Origin of the sequence: Bradyrhizobium sp. RDI18 (assembly GCF_043203335.1) — a bacterium.
Taxonomy (GTDB): Bacteria; Pseudomonadota; Alphaproteobacteria; order Rhizobiales; family Xanthobacteraceae; genus Bradyrhizobium; species Bradyrhizobium retamae.
In genome coordinates, this window is record NZ_JBICRN010000006.1 from 46,436 (window position 1) to 60,366 (window position 13,931).

Consider the following 13,931-nt stretch of genomic DNA (forward strand, 5'->3'; position numbering starts at 1 on the left):
GGGGAAATTTGGCCGCTCCGTCAGGTGCCCGGCCCACGCACTTGCACTCCACACCGTCTTGATTCCGGCTTTGGCGGCTTTAGACCAGCAATACGCAAATATGGGACGGCTAAGAGACGCGCGCCTAAGTCAACGATCGGGCAGGGAATGCCGACTCAGTCTGCTAGTTGAGGGCTCTCAAAGGCGAACATCGCTAAGCGCTTAAAAGGCTTGGCGGCCGCTCCGAACCTGGGACCCGCTGATTAAGGGTCGGCTGCCTCACTAGTGAGAAGTCAGTAAAAGACCTGCGGACGCCAATCCCGGCTCCTCTGCGCGAGCGAGGCGTCACCGCACCAGTTTCGCACCAGAAACGTCCCGACCAAAGCGCAACGGACGCGATCGATTTCAAACGAAAAGGCAGCAAAATCAATGAACCTAATTGATATGCTGCCGCTCATAACGGTCTGACTGCAGGTTCGAGTGCTGTCCAAACAAACAACGAAATCGATAGCCGTTCAAAACCCTGTTTGCGGTCGCGGTGGGCTCTCGCCTCAAGTATCGGAGAAAGTGCCTTCATGGTCAGAGCGGGCTGCGCGCATCGCCCCTAACGCCGAAAAATTCGACAATCAAAAATCGCGGGCGGCTTCTCTCCTTTTTGTTCGCTGTGGCACCCTATCGTACCATGAATTTGTAGCCGCCGTTCCACTCCGGTCTCGCCCGAGCATGATGTTCGGGATGATCAAGACGTCCGACATTTTCTCGATTGGCGAAAACGCAAGTGCATGTACCTCGTCTGGTCGCAGGTGACCTGAGCGCGAACGCTGGGGACAAGCTCGAATGACAGTGCGCAAGTCGGACAACTTGCTGCGGGGCGATCGGACGCCGGCCTATGTCGACCGGGAAACCGGAGCGGCCGAACTGCTAATTTCGACAGACACTTGGGATCAATGGGTGAAGGATGGTCGCCTACCCCCACCGTGCGACACGTTCCCTTCGGGCACCCCCGCTGGCGCTGGGAAGACGTAGACCGTAAACTGTCTGGGAAGAAAGCGGCGGACACCGACGCGGCCGTATTGGGGACAGCGAACTTTGGCAAGAAAAAGGAATCCGGCGTAACGCTGCCTGAGGGCGTTGAGAAGACCAGCGTTCGCAAGCCGAACGGCAAGGTCTACACGTACTACTATTGGAATCCCGGACGCGGCACCGATCGCGAGGGAGAGCGCGTCAAACTACCGAACGCCGACACTCAGCCGGTGGCATTTTGGGCCGAAGTCGAACGTCGCCAAACATCAGAACCGACAACATATCCGCCAGGCTCCATCGGCGATCTCATTGCGCGCTACCGCCGCAGCGACGAGTTCAGGCGACTATCGGAAGGCACCCGATCGAATTACGAAGTGACCATGCGTCGCTTCGAGGCGCATGATACCTGGGGCATGGTGGCCGTCAAAGACCTGACGCCGCTCGCAGTCCAAACTGCGCGTGATGCCATGAAGGAAACGCCGGTGATGGCAAACCAGATGCTGTCGGTCGGGCGCTCGATCTGGGATTGGGCCATCCCCCTCGACCTCGCCAAAATCAATCCCTTCGACAAGGTGAAGGACTTTGACATCCCCGACCGCGGGCATGTGCCGTGGCCGTCCTGGGTGATCGATCACGTTCGCGCGCACGCGTGGCCGGACCTAGTCCGCATGACGCGGCTCGGGGTTATGACCTGCCAGCGCGGGAGCGATCTGATCCGCATGGGTCCGGAGCATCGCGATCGCAACGGCCTATGGTGCCGGCCAAAGAAAACCCGCAAGCGCAGGCGCGCCTTTCACATTCCGCTTGCCACCGCCGACGCGCTCGAAATCGACCGCTGGGCCGAAACGCCGATGACGTTCACGAACTCCCGCTGGCTGAAGCCGATCGATCGTTTCCGCAAGGATCTGTATCTCTACTCTCCCAAGGGCGCGCAATACACGGCCGACGGTCTTCGCGCGCGCTGGGGGCGATGGCTCGCCGATACACCCGAAGGCCGCGTCGTCTGCCGCCGGTGGAAGGAATGGGTTGGCGCCCAGGTCAAGAAATACGATTGGGACATCGATCCTGATGACGCCGACCATCCGACCATCCATGGGCTGCGCGGGACCGGAATACTCGCCCGCGCCGAGGAAGGCTATGAGATTGACCAGATCGCCAACGACATCGGCATGTCCCGCCAGAACGTCGAGCATTACATGCGGTTCCGCGACCAGATGAAGGTCGGCGCCGACGGCCAAAAGCGACTTCGTCTTGTCAACAAGGAGGACTAGACCGCGAACGCAGGCCCGGCTATATGGGCCCTGCAAATCGCCGGGTTTGCAAAACTCCTGGCTCTGATTGCAAAACTTCCAGAAAAAGTTATGCTAAATCAGTGTCTTAGGTGGGGAATGGTGTAACGGTAGCACAACAGACTCTGACTCTGTTTGTCTAGGTTCGAATCCTAGTTCCCCAGCCAGACTCGGCAATCCCACCAACGATTAGATCCGAACGGGCTTTTCGCCGCAGACGATGGACCGTCGAGTTGATCGTGGACCACATTCGTGGACCACGCTCGCCTATCTCGCCGGTGAGGCAGCCTCAACGGCCCTTCACGCATGCGACTGTTCCGGTCGGATAAGGCCAGCGCGGAAGTTGAGAGACCACAGAGAGCCGATGGGGTCACAACGGGGCACCTAGGGAGATCGCGCATTTCCAAGGGTTTGGAATAGCGTTTGTCGCCACCAATCGCTTTCGATCTGATCGAGCACGGCGAGATCGAGCGTGGGCCGCAACGTGCTGCCTTTCGGCAGCACGATCGCATAACTCTCGCTGCTGAAGCTGGTGTCGACAATACGAACCGAGGCGGAGAAGTCTTTCCGCGCGACCCAGGTCAGAAGCGGCTTGTCATGGACGAAGGCATCGATCGTGCCACGGCTCAATGCAGATAGGCCGCTTTGAAGGTCTGGAAACGCTCGAAAGGAAAGCTGCTGACGAGTGAGGTAGTCGGTCGTCGCAGAATTGGCGACGGCGCCGACGCGCACGGATCGCAGGTCGTTGAAGCCGTGAACGGCGCCCTCTAGCCCTCGGCGCGTGAGCGTGGAGGTGATGCCTGCGGTGAACACAGCTATGGCGATAACGGAAGCGATCATCCACCCGGTTGCGACGATCCGCCCTGGAAGCGTTGCTGGCGCATTCTGGGCGGCGCCTGCCTGTGTCATGGCAATGGTCGACCACCAAAAGCTGGAGCCGAGCCCCTTGGCTCCCCCGCTGAAATGTTCCGTTTTCCGGCGTTCCAACAGCCAAATAAGGAAGCCGACCGCCATCGCAAAACAAAGCAGTACCGTGACAGCCTGGAAGAACCCGAAGGAAAGAAGCGCCCTCCCGATCGACACCCAGGCACTTTCATGGATCGGCACCGCAATCCCGAGTCCGGTGTTGTAGAAGGGTTGGGTAAAATCGACGCTGCGTGCGCGCGCAGCGGTCACAGTTACCGCTGCGACACCAGCGTCGAGGGTGCCCTTCGCGATTTCATCCAGCAGATCCTGCACGTTCTGGGTCTCGACCAGGCGAAAGCGTAGATGCGCTCCAGCAGCGATCTTTCTCCAGAGTTCGATGCTGATACCGCTCCAATTCCCGTCCGGCTGCTTCATCGCGAAGGGCGGCGCTTCCTTGGTCGCCACTACCAACTCTCTGTCAGGGATTGTGCCTTGGGCTCGAACCGCGCCGCAGCCGAGTGCAAGCACCGCCAGCAACAGAAGGCATAGCAGGACCGGTCGAAGTGACGAGATCGCTGGTTCGCCTTGAGAGGCCCGATCTCGCTGCTCAAAACGTCCAACGGATTCTTGAGCGATATCCAGCCGGTCAGATGCGCCGCGGTGCGAAACTGCAGCAGGTTCCTCGAACGAACTCATAGCGGACCTCAATTATCGAGATCGACCGACGAAAGCATTGCTATTTGGCGGCATTTCGTCTGCCGGCGGGCGCCGACCAGCTAGCCCATTGCGGAACCTTCCCCTTGGCACCTTCCCCGCGATCACCTGCTGGCATCTACCATGCGCAACAGTGCTGGAAGTTCGCGATGACTTAGACGCGCTGTCTGGACCGCATGCCTGAGGCAAGCGGATGACCTACCTTCAGTAACGAGTCGGTGCGCATGTGACGGGAGCAGATTTTCCGATCTCGAACCGCAGTGCTCGACGGCGCGCGCATCACCCGCCCGCCACCACCGGCAACTCCGCAATCATGCGAATGCCCGGCCGTCTCCGCCAATGAATCTGCGCAGGCTCAACCGCCAGCTTCAGCCGCGGCCAGCGCGTGAACAGCGCCTGCAGCGCGCACATTCCTTCGATCCGCGCAAGCTGGTGGCCGAGGCAGAAATGTATTCCCGTCCCGAACGCGAGATGCCGGTTCGGCCGCCGCTCGAGATCGAGGCGTTCGGGACCCTCGTTCGCCTGCGGGTCGAGATTGGCCGCGACGATCATCGCCATGACCCGATCACCCTTCTTCAACTTCACGCCGTCCACATCGACATCATGACGCACATAGCGCGGTTTTGAAAATTGCACCGGCGAGACGAAGCGCAAAAATTCTTCCACCGCAAGGCCAGCGCGGCTCCAGTCCGCGACCAGCCAATCCCGCCGCGCAGGATCTTTCAGCAATTCGAACACCGATCCGCTGATCAGATGGGTGGTGGTCTCCGAGCCTGCCCCCAGCAAGAGAAATACCATCGAGACCATTTCGTCAGGCGTGATGCGCCCGCCTTCCTTCTCCACCCGCACAAGCTCGGCAATCAATCCTTCGCCGCCCTGTTCCCGGGCAACCTGCAGACGCGCTTTCAGATAGCGCCGCATCTTCATCATTCCGCTGATCAACCGCAGAAAGCCGAACGCGTTGTTGAGATTCCCGATTGAATCGGCCCAGGCGATGAACTTCGGCCGGTCAGCCGACGGCAGGCCGAGTAGTTCGCAGATCACCGCAAGCGGCAACATCCGTGCATAACGCTGCACCAGATCGGCGGGGCTGCCCGCCGCAAACAACTCATCGGCGAGGCGATCGGCGATGGCGCGGATGTGTGGTTCCATGTCCATCACGGCTCGGCGACGGAACGCTTCGTCGACGATGTCGCGCAGCCGTGTGTGATCCGGCTCATCCATTGTGAGCATGTTGTTGGCGAGTGCCCCGATTAGCTTCGGCATCCACCAGGGCAAGCCGACGAGCGAGCCACCCTCCTTGCGCAGCGTGAAGGTCGTGCTGTCCTTCAGCACGCGCGCCGTCGCCTCATAGGTCGTGGTGACCCAGAGCCGGCCTAGAATGGGAAACTTTGTCGCGACGACAGGTCCGGATGACCGCAACAGGGCCACGCCTTTCTGGGGATCACGAAGAAAGGTCTCGCTGGAGAAATCCACAAGCTCTGCCATCGACCACCCACGACGTCATTCGCACGTTCGCATCAAGGTGGTGCGTAACATCGCGGCCGCAAGGCCGGTCATCTTCCCCATTTTCTAGACGTCCGCTGGCCGATGGCAGGCAAACCTCGCCTACACCGGCGGCGTGCCGTGGGTGTGAAACGACTCGATCGTCCTCAGTCCCCAGGCCTGCCCCTTCTTGCGCTCCTCCTCGGTCCAGACGATCGGCTTCCAGTCGGGCGCGAGAATGAGCCGGGCCCCAGCATTGGCGACTTCGACACGGTTGCCGCCGGGCTCGTAGACGTAGAGGAAGAAGGTCTGCTGGATTGCGTGCTTGTGCGGACCGGTCTCGATGTGGACGCCGTTCTCCAGAAAAATATCAGCAGCGCGAAGAATCTCCTCCCGGCTGTCGAGCGCGTAGGTGACGTGATGGAAGCGGCCGGCCTTGCCATAGTGATCGCGGGTATAGGCGAAGTCGTAGCTCTTGTTCGACATCGTCATCCACATCGCGGCTTCTGTACCGTCGTTCAGCACGATCTGCTCGGTGGTGCGCAAGCCCAGATAGTTTTCGAAGAAGAGCCGGTTCGCCTTGATGTCGACGGCCAGGCAATTCAGGTGATCGAGCCGGCGGACATTGACGCCGCGCGCCGGAAAGCGCTGCGCCTGGTTCTTCAACGCCGGCTTGAGTTCGGGCGGCGCCTGATACCATTCGGTTTCGTAGTAGAGCTCGACGATATGACCATCAGGGTCGCGACAGCGGAATGTCGGCCCCTGCCCCATATCGCCATCGATCCAGCCGATGTCGAATCCCGAGCCTTTCAGCGCGGCGACGCGACGCTCCAGCGCCTGCGGGCTGCGCGCGCGCAACGCCATGTGCTCCATGCCTGATGTTTTCGAGGCCGTCAGTTTCAGCGAATAGCGCTCGTAGTCGTCCCAGCCCCGCAGGTAGACCGACTCGCCCTTCTGGCCGCTGACGGTCATGCCCATGACGTCGACGAAGAATTTCAGGCTCTCGTCCGGCTTCGGCGTCAGCAGCTCCATGTGTCCGAGATGGGCGAGATCGAAGATCGGCTCGGGGGTCATTGTCGTCTCCATCCTAGCGCAGCGCCCGCGTCACGTCGTCGAACAGTTCGTTCACGCTGAGCGCATGTGGAATGAGCTTCTGCTGGGCTGAATAACCGATAATCAGCTCTAGTGAGCGCTGCATCTCATCCGCGGTGAAGCGCGGCGCTGCCGGCGAGACCGCGGCGGACTCGGCAAGCAGCCGATGCACCTCCCGCACAGCGTCCGGGTGTTCCTCTGACAATCTGCGGCTCACCACCACCATATGGTTGATCGGCACCACCCTTTGCTTCCCAAACCAAGCCTTCTCTTCAGCAGCAACGTCGGCAAACAGCGGCTTCAAATCCGGATGATCCGATTTTTCGCCGAGCACGGCATCGAGTTCGCCGTCGATCAGCATTTGGACAATCTGCTTGCTCGCGGGCGCCCGCCTGGTCGTATCGACGAATTCGGCGACATGGGCCTCCTCGAACGTCACCCACTCGATCGAGATCGAGATCGACACCATAGTCGTTGGCGAGAATGCCGCGCAGCCATGCGCCGGTCGTGGTGGTGAAGGAACGAATACCGACGCGTTTGCCCCTGAGGTCGCGTGGCGTAAGCTTGCCCGCCTTTGCATTGTAAAGCGCATGCCCATGCTGAAATCGCGCCAGCACGACATCGGGCAGCAGCACCATCGGCTTGCCGAACGATCTTGCCATGAGATAAGTGACGATCGCCATCTCCGAGACATCGAACGCCCCCTCGCGGACCATCGGCTTGAAGCCTTTGTTGGTCGGCGAGTACGGCGCGAAATCGAACTCGACCAGGTCCGACCTGATCGATCCGTTCTTGAGCGCGGTCGTGCCGGGATGGTCGCCGAGCAAGGTGCGCAGGCGCATCGCCACCTCAGTCCTCCTCCAGCTCGTCGACATAGATGAGACCGGCCTTCGCCAGCGGCTCGCGCATCTTGTACATATCAAGCCCGAGCACGCCCGCAGCGAGTTGCTTGCGCTTGCCGTCTTCGTCGGCGACGCGCTTCTCGCCCTTGACGACGACATCGGCGGCGTCCTTGCGTCCGATCACCACGACGCCATCGTCATCGGCAACGACCACATCGCCCGGCACCACATTGATCCCGGCGCAAACGACGGGAACGTTGACGGCGCCGAGCGTCGCCTTCACCGTCCCCTTGGCCGAGATCGCCTTCGACCACACCGGAAAACCCATTTCGCGAAGCGATTTGGCGTCGCGAACGCCGGCATCGATGACAAGGCCCTTGACGTCGCGCGCCATCAATGAGGTCGCCAGCAGATCGCCGAACATGCCGTCGGTGTTGTCGGTCGTGCAGCCGACCACCAGGATGTCGCCGGGCTGGCACTGCTCCACCGCGACATGGATCATCCAGTTGTCGCCGGGCTGCGCCAGCACGGTCACGGCGGTGCCTGCCGTCTCTGCCCCGCTCCACACCGGGCGCATATAGGGCTTCATTAGCCCGAAGCGGCCGTAGGCCTCATGCGCGGTGGCTACGCCGAGTGCGCCGAGCCGTTTCACGATATCAGGCTCGGTGCGCTTGATGTTGCGGACGACAACCGTCTTCATGCCAGCTCCTCCATCGCCATCGGAAACAGCCGCTGATAGGCCTCGCCATAGGTCATCGGCTTGCCGGTGTTGCGGCCACCCTGCACGCCCCGCTGCAGCGCGACCCGTTCGTAATAGGCCCACAGGTGCTTCTGGGCGGCGAGAATTTCGAACGTCTTGCGCTTGATATCCCAGACCTCGTCGATGTTGAGGATCACCTGCGGCTTGAAGTTGCACATCTCCGGCTGATGCGGCTCGAACAGGAACACTGGCGGCGCCGAATAGGTGTATTTGGCGCCGGGCTTGTGACCCATTGCCTGGGCGACCACGCGGGTTTCCTGCGCGAAGTGCGCCGCGTTCGGATGATCGAAATTATAGGGATCCTCAAGCGCATGGGTCAGCACGAAGGACGGATTGAGCTCGCGGTAGATATCGACCATGCGGTCGAAATGCGCCTCCGTCAGCCGCAGCGGATAATCTCCCGCGTCGAAGAACTCGATTTCCGCGCCCAGCATCTCCGCCGCGCGCTGCGCCTCGTCGCGCCTTCCGGCCTTCACCTTCTCCATCGTCGCGCCGGGCTCTTTCCAGGCGAACTGGCTTTCGCCGCGCTCGCCGAACGAGAGGCAAGCGATCTTGATGCGATAGCCTTTCCTGGCGTGCAGCGCGATCGCGCCGCCCGCGCGCCAGACGAAATCACCGGGATGCGCGGTAACCACAAGGCCCGTTTTTCCAGCATTGCTCATGATCGGGATTTCCTCCTTCGCTTGTTGCACGTTGCCGGCCGCGCCGGCAGCATGACTACTGTTTGGCAATTCCCGCCCGCTCGATCACACCAGCCCATTTGTCGATATCGGCCTTCAGCCGTTCCTGGATTTCCTCGGGCGAGCTGGCCTTGGCCTCGATGCCGAGATCGAGCGCGCGCTTCTTCAAGTCGGGCATCTCGAGCACCTCGCGCAGCGCGGCGTTGAGCGTCCTGATCACCTCCGGCGGCGTGCCCTTCGGCGCAAAGATCGCGTTCCAGGACCGCGCCTCGAAATCCCCCTCCGCGCGCCTCCTTCACGGTCGGCACGTCGGGCAGGAACGTGGTGCGCACGGGCCCTGAAGACGACACGGCAATCGCCGCCTTGTCGGCAATATGCGATCGCACCGCGCTGTAATTTTCGATCGCCATCTGGATATCGCCACGCAACAGCGCGATCAGCACCTCGGGCGAACTGCGGAACGGCACGATCGTAACATCGACGCCGGCGGTCGATTTGAACAATTGCGCGGCGAGGTTCTGGGTCGATCCGACATTGATGGTGCCGACATTGAGCGTGCCGGGCTTTTGCTTCGCTGCCTTGATGAAGTCAGCCAGCGTCGGATACGGCGAGCCAGCCTGGGTGACGAAGATGAAGTCGAAATAGCCCATGCTCGAAACCGGCACGAAATCGGTCACCGGATTGAACGTCAGGTTCTTGAACAGCGATACGGAAATCGCGGTGCCGTTGCTGAACAGCGCCAGCGTGTGGCCGTCCGCGGGCGCGGACAGCACAGCGCGCGCTGCGTTGATACCCCCGGCGCCCGGCATGTTCTCGATGACGAAGCGCTGGCCGAGCTTTTCGCCGAGTTTTTCGGTAACGAGCCGCGCCGTGACGTCGGCGACGCCGCCCGCGCCGAACGGCAGGATCAGCCGCACCGGTCGGTTCGGATAGCTTTGCGCGCCAGCGAATTGCGGCAGCAACAGCGCTGCCGCCAGCGCCGCCATGCCGGCGAACAATGCGCTGCGCCGGCTCAAGCCATACTGCTTTCGTTTGCTCGCCATCGCACGCGCTCCTTCAAAACTCGAACAGCCGCGCCGGATTATCGACCAGAATCTTCTGCTGCAGTTCCGGTTCCGGTGCAAACAGGGGAATCAGATCGATCAGATCGCCATCGTTGGGCATCACCTTCACATTGGGATGCGGCCAGTCGGTTCCCCAGATGACGCGGTCCGGCGCTGTCTCGATGATGCGGCGCGCGAACGGCACCGCGTCTTGGAACGGCGGTCCGCTGGAGGACACCCGCTCGCAACCGCACACCTTCACCCAGCATTTCTCGTCACGCTTCATCAGGTCGATCAGCGTCCGGAACGGATGCTGGTCGAGACCGTCGGATGCCTTGACGCGCCCCATGTGATCGATGGTGTAACGCACCGGCAATTTTGCCAGCATCTCGGCATATTCAGGCAAGTCGATCGCGTCGAAATGCAGGTCGATGTGCCAGCCGAGCGGCGCGACCATCGCGACGATACGGTGAAACGCCGCCATGTCGGGCACCCCGCCGAGATGGCGGACGAAGTTGAAGCGGCAGCCGCGGAAACCTCCCTCGTGCAGCTCGCGAAGGCCGCGCTCGGTGATGGTATCGTCGATATTGGCGACAGCGCGAAAAGTCCCGTTGCTGACGGCAATGGCATCGAGCGCCACGCGATTGTCGGTGCCGTGCACGCTGGCATTGACGATGACGGCGCGGCCGATTCCGAGCTTGCTGTGCAGCGCCCGGAAATCCTCGAGCGGCGCGTCCGGGGGCGTATAGGGCCGTCCGGATGCGTAAGGGTATTTGTCGCCGGGGCCGAAGATGTGGGTATGCGCGTCACACGCCTGCGCCGGAAGCTTGAACTTCGGCGTTCGCGTGTCGGGATCGGGTCCGGGAATCGTGGGCTTGTGCATGATGCCTTCTGCAGTGTTTGGCTCGCGCTTGATAATTTCCGCGATACCTAATCGGTCGGACTTTCTTTCCGCTTTCGAACGGCGGCCACGACGCGTGGTTGAACAGGCTTGGCACGGCGTGATGCGCCATCGATGATGTGATCGACGTCGGATGCCTGCAGCGAGGCGACCGTTGCCGAGACGAGCTGCTCGATCGCTTCCGCCATGTCGGCGCCATCGGCTTCGCCGCGGGAGAGCCGCGTCACCCGCTCCGGATTGACGAGGGTGTAATAGAGCGCGCCGAGCAGGAACTGCGATCGCCACACGATCGTCGTGCGCGGCAGATGCGGCAGGCTTTCCGCGATGGCATCGATGAACGCGTTGGTGGTGTCGTCGAAGATTTCCGCGATGATGCGTCCCACCACCGCGTTGCCTTCGGCCGACATCACCGCGCGCAGTCGCGTGAATCGCGCCCCGCCGCCGGCAAGGTCGCTGCTCGATGAAAACGCCGGCTGCACATAGGCGCGCACGATTGCTTCCAGCCGGTCCTGAATGTCGCGCACGCGCCTTGCAGCCACCAGCAGTTCGATGCGGCGCTTGTTCATGGGACCGCAATGCCGCTTGTAGATTTCGAGCAGCAGCCCGTCCTTGCTCTTGAAGTGATAGGTGATGCTGCCGGGATTGGCGCCCGCTTCCAGCGCAATGTCGCGGATCGACACGGCATTGAAACCACGCGTCGAGAACAACAGCTCGGCCGCGCTCAGAATGGCTTCCCGCATGTTGGGGTTTCGCGTCATGGCATTTGCTTTCCGCTTCGGACTTTTGTACGTTTGTACAAATGATAAGGTCTAGTCAACAAAAATCCTGTGTCCAGAGGAAGGCGCCCCGCATGTCCGTTTTCAGCAAGATCCTGCGCATCGTATTCGCAGCCGCCACGCTTTCGCTGGCAGCCACACACGCCTACTCGGAGCAGTTCCCGACGCGGCCCGTGCGCATTCTGGTGCCCTACGCCGCCGGCGGCGCCGTCGACGTGCTGGCGCGCACGCTCGGGCAATCGCTGTCGAAGACCTGGGGGCAGCAGCCCGTCATCGAAAATCGTCCGGGCGCCGGCGGAATCATCGCCTCGCAAGCACTCACGCAATCGGCGCCGGACGGCTACACGCTGATCCTGGTCGCCAGCGGCCATCCGCTGAACCAGTTCTTCTATCCAAAATTGCCCTACGACACCTTCAAGGACTTCACCGCCATCAGCGAGATCGCCTATTCGCCGCTCGCAATCGTGGTGTCCAAGAGCAGTCCGGTGAAGAACTTGCAGGAGTTGCTGGCGACAGCGCGCGCAAAGCCGGAGTCATTGTCATACGGCATGTCCGGCAACGGCACCTCGGCGCATCTGGCCGGTGAGCTCTTCAACTACATGGCCAAGGTGAAGATCCAGGCGATCCCCTACAAGGGCGGTGCCCCTGCCCTGACGGCGGTGATCGCGGGCGAGATTCCCATGAGCGTCAACCCGCTGCCCGAGGTGGTCGGCCAGCTCGAAGGCAATGCGGTGCGCGCCCTTGCCGTAACGACGGCCCAGCGCTCGAAGGCACTGCCCGATGTTCCAACGGTCGCGGAAGCCGGCCTGCCCGGCTATGACGCCTCGGTCTGGTGGGGTTTCCTCGGCCCGGCCGGCATGGCGCCTGACCTGGTCGCCAAGATCCACGCCGACCTTGCCGCCGCCCTGAAGGATCCGGTGGTTCTGACCGCGCTGGAAAAGATGGGCGCCACGCCGGTCGGTAATTCGCCCAAGGATTTCGACGCTTTCATGCGTGCCGAAGCCGCGAAGTGGGAGCCGGTGCTGAAGGAGGCGAATATCAAGGTGCAGTGAGACGCCCGCGCCGACTTGCGCGGTCAGATCATCGCGCATTCGCCGGTGCATGCACGTGCCAGAGATCGGCGCGCCAGTGCAGCACGATCGCCAGCATCAGCGCCAGACCGGCCGCCGCGTAGACGGTGCCGGTCGCCGCAAATCCGATCTCGTCGATCAGGCTGCCGGCGGCCAACAGACCGATCGGCAGGCCGTAGATCACCATCATGCGCACGCCCATCACCCGGCCGCGGAAATTCTCGCTCGCGGTCCGCATCAGGATGACGGCGATCGAGATCATGGCGAGGCTTTGCGAAAAGCCCGCCACCACCAGGCACACGATCGCGGTCGGCACGGTCTGCATCTGCACAAACACCAGCAAGGTCGCGTACCAGACGACGGTCGCGCCGATCATCAGCCGCGCCACCCGGATATCGCGGATCAGGCTCAACACGATCGAACCGGCCAGCGAGCCGATCGCAAAACTCGCCGACAGATAGCCAAGCCCGGTCTGGTTGGTGCCGTAGATCGCCTTGGCGATATAGGGCAGCAGGCCGTTGGAGAGCGGATAGGCCGTGAGGTTGGCCAGAAATGCCACCCAGAGCGCGGCCTGCATCCGCGGCGTGGTCCAGACATAGGCGACCCCTTCCTTGAGATCGCGCAGCGGCGAGCGCTGCAACACCTCGCTGGAAGCCTCGCCCGCGAGTTGCGGCTTTGCCGGCGCGACGATGCACAGCGTCAGCGCGGTTGCGGTGAGATAGAGGCAGACGATCGCCACATAGGCCGGACCCATGCCGAGCGAGGCAAACAAGCCGGCGCCGCTCAGCGCGCCGGCGATGCGCGCGGTATCCATCGTGGTGCGCGAGATGCTGATTGCCCCAATCAACTGGCCATGCGGCATGATGGTCGCAACCAACGCGCCACGCACGCCAAGATCCGATGGGCGAACGATGCCCATCGCGGCTGCGATGACAAAAACAAAAATCGGCGCGAGGTGGCCGGACAGCGCCAAGGTCATCAGCACGGCAGCCAGCGCCGCGTAGGTCGCGCGCATCACGCCTAACAGATCGCGGTGACCGATGCGGTCGCCGACGACGCCGAACATCGGCGCTACCAACGTACCGACATAGCCGAGCGAGGCGAACAGGGTAAGCAGCAGGACCGATCCGGTCTCGACCAGCACGTACCAGCCGAGAATGAGCGTTTCCATCTCGAACGCCCACGAGGTGAGCAGATCAGCCGGCCATTGAAAACGGTAGTTCCTGACGCGGAATGGCGCGAGCGCGGAAGATCGCGCAGGCTCGCTCAAGATGCGTTGTCGCGATTCATCGCGGTCCACCCTTCTTGTTTCTTGTTATGAAAAACTGGATAGCAAGCCGGACCCCTCGTTTCAAGCAGCCGCCGTTTCAA

General features: G+C 61.9%; 13 protein-coding genes, 1 tRNA gene and 1 pseudogene. 4 read left to right on the forward strand and 11 right to left on the reverse strand.

Annotated elements, in window-relative coordinates:
* The first annotated feature begins 1,052 nt into the window (after window positions 1–1,052).
* Together ACFXS9_RS01140 and ACFXS9_RS01145 are read left to right on the forward strand one after the other, a co-directional pair.
* Window positions 1,053–2,273, forward strand: a complete 1,221-nt coding sequence (locus ACFXS9_RS01140) for a hypothetical protein (RefSeq protein ID WP_392684192.1) — start codon at window positions 1,053–1,055, stop codon at window positions 2,271–2,273.
* A 111-nt stretch (window positions 2,274–2,384) separates the two neighbouring features.
* Window positions 2,385–2,458, forward strand: a tRNA-Gln gene (locus ACFXS9_RS01145).
* A 217-nt stretch (window positions 2,459–2,675) separates the two neighbouring features.
* On the opposite strand, the gene ACFXS9_RS01150 is transcribed toward ACFXS9_RS01145, so the two are convergent.
* The 4 genes from ACFXS9_RS01150 to ACFXS9_RS01165 form a co-directional block, all read right to left on the reverse strand.
* Complete coding sequence (locus ACFXS9_RS01150; protein ID WP_392684194.1) at window positions 2,676–3,893, reverse strand: transporter substrate-binding domain-containing protein; 1,218 nt, start codon at window positions 3,891–3,893, stop codon at window positions 2,676–2,678.
* Window positions 3,894–4,190: 297 nt separating this feature from the next.
* On the reverse strand, window positions 4,191–5,399 hold the full coding sequence (locus tag ACFXS9_RS01155; protein WP_392684197.1) for a cytochrome P450: 1,209 nt from the start codon (window positions 5,397–5,399) through the stop codon (window positions 4,191–4,193).
* A 120-nt stretch (window positions 5,400–5,519) separates the two neighbouring features.
* Window positions 5,520–6,470 carry a catechol 2,3-dioxygenase gene (locus tag ACFXS9_RS01160; RefSeq protein WP_392684200.1) on the reverse strand — a complete coding sequence of 317 codons (951 nt, stop codon included), beginning with the start codon at window positions 6,468–6,470 and terminating at the stop codon, window positions 5,520–5,522.
* A gap of 13 nt (window positions 6,471–6,483) precedes the next feature.
* Complete coding sequence (locus ACFXS9_RS01165) at window positions 6,484–6,849, reverse strand: hypothetical protein (RefSeq protein ID WP_392684203.1); 366 nt, start codon at window positions 6,847–6,849, stop codon at window positions 6,484–6,486.
* Between the two features lie 13 nt (window positions 6,850–6,862).
* Between ACFXS9_RS01165 and ACFXS9_RS01170 the strand changes: the two genes are divergently transcribed.
* Window positions 6,863–7,369, forward strand: coding sequence for a hypothetical protein (locus ACFXS9_RS01170; protein ID WP_392684206.1), 507 nt, complete (start codon window positions 6,863–6,865; stop codon window positions 7,367–7,369).
* Here ACFXS9_RS01170 and ACFXS9_RS01175 read toward each other — a convergent pair.
* The 6 genes and pseudogenes from ACFXS9_RS01175 to ACFXS9_RS01200 all read right to left on the reverse strand — a co-directional run bounded on the left by ACFXS9_RS01175 (window position 7,338) and on the right by ACFXS9_RS01200 (window position 11,472).
* The gene (locus tag ACFXS9_RS01175) at window positions 7,338–8,030 is read right to left on the reverse strand and encodes a 4-carboxy-4-hydroxy-2-oxoadipate aldolase/oxaloacetate decarboxylase (protein ID WP_392684209.1); all 693 of its coding nucleotides are present in this window, start codon (window positions 8,028–8,030) and stop codon (window positions 7,338–7,340) included. The two genes, ACFXS9_RS01170 and ACFXS9_RS01175, sit on opposite strands and share 32 nt — an antisense overlap.
* The gene (locus ACFXS9_RS01180; RefSeq protein WP_392684211.1) at window positions 8,027–8,752 is read right to left on the reverse strand and encodes a PIG-L deacetylase family protein; all 726 of its coding nucleotides are present in this window, start codon (window positions 8,750–8,752) and stop codon (window positions 8,027–8,029) included. Before ACFXS9_RS01180 ends, ACFXS9_RS01175 begins: the two co-directional genes overlap by 4 nt.
* 55 nt (window positions 8,753–8,807) lie before the next feature.
* Entirely contained in the window at window positions 8,808–8,990 is a 183-nt protein-coding gene (locus ACFXS9_RS01185; protein ID WP_392687155.1) for a hypothetical protein, read from the reverse strand.
* A 127-nt stretch (window positions 8,991–9,117) separates the two neighbouring features.
* Window positions 9,118–9,813: pseudogene (locus ACFXS9_RS01190) on the reverse strand (Bug family tripartite tricarboxylate transporter substrate binding protein); the annotation flags it as partial.
* A gap of 13 nt (window positions 9,814–9,826) precedes the next feature.
* A complete protein-coding gene (locus tag ACFXS9_RS01195; protein ID WP_392684213.1) occupies window positions 9,827–10,696 on the reverse strand; it encodes an amidohydrolase family protein in 870 nt (289 codons plus the stop codon).
* Between the two features lie 47 nt (window positions 10,697–10,743).
* Complete coding sequence (locus tag ACFXS9_RS01200; RefSeq protein WP_392684216.1) at window positions 10,744–11,472, reverse strand: TetR/AcrR family transcriptional regulator; 729 nt, start codon at window positions 11,470–11,472, stop codon at window positions 10,744–10,746.
* Between the two features lie 92 nt (window positions 11,473–11,564).
* Here ACFXS9_RS01200 and ACFXS9_RS01205 point away from each other — a divergent pair, with 92 nt between their 5' ends.
* Window positions 11,565–12,542 (forward strand): tripartite tricarboxylate transporter substrate binding protein, encoded by a 978-nt coding sequence (locus tag ACFXS9_RS01205; RefSeq protein ID WP_392684219.1) that lies wholly within the window; start codon window positions 11,565–11,567, stop codon window positions 12,540–12,542.
* Window positions 12,543–12,570: 28 nt separating this feature from the next.
* Here the strand turns inward: ACFXS9_RS01205 and ACFXS9_RS01210 are convergent, their stop codons facing one another.
* Complete coding sequence (locus ACFXS9_RS01210; protein ID WP_392684221.1) at window positions 12,571–13,830, reverse strand: MFS transporter; 1,260 nt, start codon at window positions 13,828–13,830, stop codon at window positions 12,571–12,573.
* Window positions 13,831–13,931 lie beyond the last annotated feature (101 nt).

What these genes read in the sequence shown, in the direction of transcription:
- ACFXS9_RS01150 (WP_392684194.1), bottom strand. Translation starts at nt 3,893, where the DNA reads ATGAGTTCGTTCGAGGAACCTGCTGCAGTTTCGCACCGCGGCGCATCT.
- ACFXS9_RS01155 (WP_392684197.1), bottom strand. Translation starts at nt 5,399, where the DNA reads ATGGCAGAGCTTGTGGATTTCTCCAGCGAGACCTTTCTTCGTGATCCC.
- ACFXS9_RS01160 (WP_392684200.1), bottom strand. Translation starts at nt 6,470, where the DNA reads ATGACCCCCGAGCCGATCTTCGATCTCGCCCATCTCGGACACATGGAG.
- ACFXS9_RS01165 (WP_392684203.1), bottom strand. Translation starts at nt 6,849, where the DNA reads ATGCTGATCGACGGCGAACTCGATGCCGTGCTCGGCGAAAAATCGGAT.
- ACFXS9_RS01175 (WP_392684209.1), bottom strand. Translation starts at nt 8,030, where the DNA reads ATGAAGACGGTTGTCGTCCGCAACATCAAGCGCACCGAGCCTGATATC.
- ACFXS9_RS01180 (WP_392684211.1), bottom strand. Translation starts at nt 8,752, where the DNA reads ATGAGCAATGCTGGAAAAACGGGCCTTGTGGTTACCGCGCATCCCGGT.
- ACFXS9_RS01195 (WP_392684213.1), bottom strand. Translation starts at nt 10,696, where the DNA reads ATGCACAAGCCCACGATTCCCGGACCCGATCCCGACACGCGAACGCCG.
- ACFXS9_RS01200 (WP_392684216.1), bottom strand. Translation starts at nt 11,472, where the DNA reads ATGACGCGAAACCCCAACATGCGGGAAGCCATTCTGAGCGCGGCCGAG.
- ACFXS9_RS01205 (WP_392684219.1), top strand. Translation starts at nt 11,565, where the DNA reads ATGTCCGTTTTCAGCAAGATCCTGCGCATCGTATTCGCAGCCGCCACG.